The organism is Bradyrhizobium sp. MI1.7 (assembly GCF_055811795.1).
In genome coordinates, this window is record NZ_JBVVPO010000172.1 from 1 (window position 1) to 3,013 (window position 3,013).

Consider the following 3,013-nt stretch of genomic DNA (forward strand, 5'->3'; position numbering starts at 1 on the left):
TGCACTGGTGGGAGCGACCGCCGCCAGCCTTCACCGCCATCCACAGGGGTTCATAGGCATTCATATATATTTTCGCGTCCGAACCGTCACCGGATCGCGACACAAATGTAGACACAACAGCCACATGGCATTGATTTACCTACATTTTTTGCGCATGAATTCTTCCCTGCGCATGAACAGATGATCGTACTCGATGCCGGCCGACCAGTTCGGTGCGAACCCATACTCCCAGCCGACACCGACGGTCCCACCCCAGCGGGTTGAGCTTGCAGCTGCCAGCTCAATTCCGGTGAGCGTGTCAAGGAAATGCTGAAGCGGTTGCTCGTCACGGCTGCGCCGCCTTTGACGTACAGCAAGGAAGCATTCCAAGAATAGCCGATCTGGCCGGTGAACAGCCCGATGCCGTCCGTTTTCGTGCGAGTCGAGAACGCGGGGTTAATCAAGCTGACACGCTGGCTGCTTAGGTCCGCCCAGTCACCTTGAGCTTCCAAGCCGAACACCCACTGGCTTGCCTGCCAACGATATCCGACCTGACCGCCAATAAGCCCGCCAGAGCGCTCGCGACAACCCAGCGAATACCACGCCGGCCGCGCCGACGAAATCCCAGCAATTGCGGCTCTGACCCCAGCCACCGTTCGCACCGATGTAGAACCCGGTCCAGTCGTAGATCGGAGCCGCCAGCGGCGGCGGGGCCTTGGTGTACGGACGTGCCGCCATGTCGGCAGTGGAAGCGGGGGCGGCGAGCCCCAAAGCAAACAACGCAACGGTACCAAGCAGAAACGTCTTCATCAGAGTTCTCCATCCCCATGGGCCTGCGATTGCCGACGCTGTCGCAAGTTGTAGCAGTAGAACTATACGACTCGTGGCAAGCGGGAACCAAACGCACTCTACCGAGCTTAGGAACTCGTTAACTTATCCGACAACGCACGTGTAGAAAATAAGACGGGCGTAGCCCGGATGACTGAGGCGGTGGGGCGTCGACGTACCTTCGGGGTCGGTACTCTTCAATCTCGATAGACCATTTGAGTGTGGCCCTCGCGACGGACGGTCGCGGAGTTTCTCGGTTGGGGCCTCGTCCGTACAAAGACTTAAGATAGGTCAAGCTATCTCAGAGCCGTCTACGTGAAGCAGCCAGACTGCACTCGGGAGTGAGACGCCGGTAGCGGTTGGCGCTCAAAAGCAAATCATTGGCTTTCTAGAACAAGCGCTCACCCGCACTGCTTGCTATGGCGCTCGCCGGTAGGAACGTTGAAGTTCCTGTCAGCGCTGGCTGCCGGCCAAGGGTTTTGTGAGCAAGGTCGTTTCCATTATGTCCCTATCACGGTCTAGCAGAATCGCAGCTTTCATCGACGGTCCTAACCTCTACGCTACAGCGAAGGCCCTCAATTTTGATCTCGACTACAAGCGGCTACTGAATGAGCTTCGCAGCCGCGGGACGTTGGCCCGAGCCTTCTACTACACAGCGATCATCGAAGATCAGGAATACACGTCCATCCGCCCGCTAGTCGATTGGCTCGATTACAACGGCTTCACCGTGATCACAAAAGCCAGCAAAGAATTCTTCGACGCCAATGGCCGCCGCAAGATCAAGGGCGACATGGCTATTGAGCTCGCGGTGCATGCGATGGAATTGGCCCAGCAAGTTGATGAGATCATTCTGTTCTCGGGAGACGGAGATTTCCGTACGTTGGTCCAGGCATTGCAGCGGAGTGGGGTGCGAGTGACGGTCGTCTCGACGGTTTCGAGCCAGCCGCCCATGATCGCAGATGAGCTGCGGCGCCAAGCAGATGTTTTCACCGATCTCTTAGAATTGCGAAATAAGATTGGCCGCGATCCGTCAATTCGTCCGAGGCCGCGATCTGCTGAACGTCCTGCGTCGGACGGGATCGCGTGAACACTACTTAAAGCCTGCATTTGGGTTGGTTCAGTTCAGTCTTGTCCCGCTTGTGTAGTGCCTGGCGCGGAGGAGAGGATTGGGAGCCGCCAGTGATGGACTACGACCGCAGGAAAACTGCAGCGTCCAAATAGCAGCGCGCAAATATTGTCTGCAACTGGGCCCCACGGAGGAAGATTGTGTTAGGCGACAATCCACCTCGCGCTGAGATCCAACTCCGAACTGGAGCCGGGTACATCGAAAAGATCATCCGTGTAGCTTCTCGATTCGTAATATGACGTCCGCCAGCGCCGAGATCCCAAGCTGCGTGGAAAGCAAGATTTGCCCTTTCAGTCACGCAAACTCTATCTGATGGAATCTTCGCTAATACGATCGTACAGGCGGACGCGCAAAGGCCATCGATTACCACGGTTTGGCCCGTGCCCTTCAACTCATCATAACGATCCAGGTAACGTTGGATCAAGCCACCTCGATCGTTGGCAATTCTCACTACCGCGTGGCTATCGCAGGCGCATGCGAGCAAAAATGCCGAAGCGAGCGACAGTGTAAGGAGTTTCATTTGCCTCTCCGACTGAGACATCGACTAGCAACGATCATGACGGCTCTTGACTGGCGCGAGAAGGACCGCTCTAGCAGCAAATCGTCGCGTCCTGCCTTCCCGATTTCCGCTCACAGTGGGAATCCCGAACGAGTTTGCCTGCGGGTCGGGAGAGAAGTTGATCTAAGTCAATAAATCGGCGAAGCGGGAAAGCGACTGACGTCTGGATCGTCGGAAGCTTCATTGCATCTGATCCAGCGCGTCCGCAAGAAAGTGGTCGAACGTTTCTATGCGGATAAGACCGAGGCGCGGGTACTCCATGTCGATGACGATGTAGAGTGCCACTGTAAGTGTCCCCGCGAATAGGAGCATGTGTAACCAGCTTCGCGCACGGCTGGCGGACATGCCAAAACCAGCGAGGAGAGAACATCCAAGACCGAGACCAAACAGCATAACGTGAACAATTTGGGGGGGATGCTTTTCAGCCGCACCAGCCCGGTTCCGCGTGACCTGCCCCTGAAGTTTCACCCAGTAGCGGTTAGAGTCTCGGCGGATGTTACGCCGTTTGGCGCGGTGTGAGC

The 3,013-nt window shown here is 56.6% G+C and carries 3 protein-coding genes and 1 pseudogene; 1 reads left to right on the plus strand and 3 read right to left on the minus strand.

The features are described from left to right. Positions 1-171: 171 nt before the first annotated feature. Positions 172-789 (minus strand): annotated as a pseudogene (locus tag AC0L3X_RS46780) (outer membrane protein); the annotation flags it as partial. A gap of 520 nt (positions 790-1,309) precedes the next feature. On the opposite strand from AC0L3X_RS46780, the gene AC0L3X_RS46785 reads away from it, so the two are divergent. Next, positions 1,310-1,894 (plus strand): LabA-like NYN domain-containing protein, encoded by a 585-nt coding sequence (locus AC0L3X_RS46785; protein WP_354100697.1) that lies wholly within the window; start codon positions 1,310-1,312, stop codon positions 1,892-1,894. A gap of 100 nt (positions 1,895-1,994) precedes the next feature. Here the strand turns inward: AC0L3X_RS46785 and AC0L3X_RS46790 are convergent, their stop codons facing one another. After that, positions 1,995-2,453, minus strand: coding sequence for a hypothetical protein (locus tag AC0L3X_RS46790; protein ID WP_473317571.1), 459 nt, complete (start codon positions 2,451-2,453; stop codon positions 1,995-1,997). Between the two features lie 219 nt (positions 2,454-2,672). Then, positions 2,673-3,013 (minus strand): hypothetical protein (locus tag AC0L3X_RS46795; protein ID WP_473317572.1); only part of this gene is annotated, 341 nt, incomplete at its 5' end.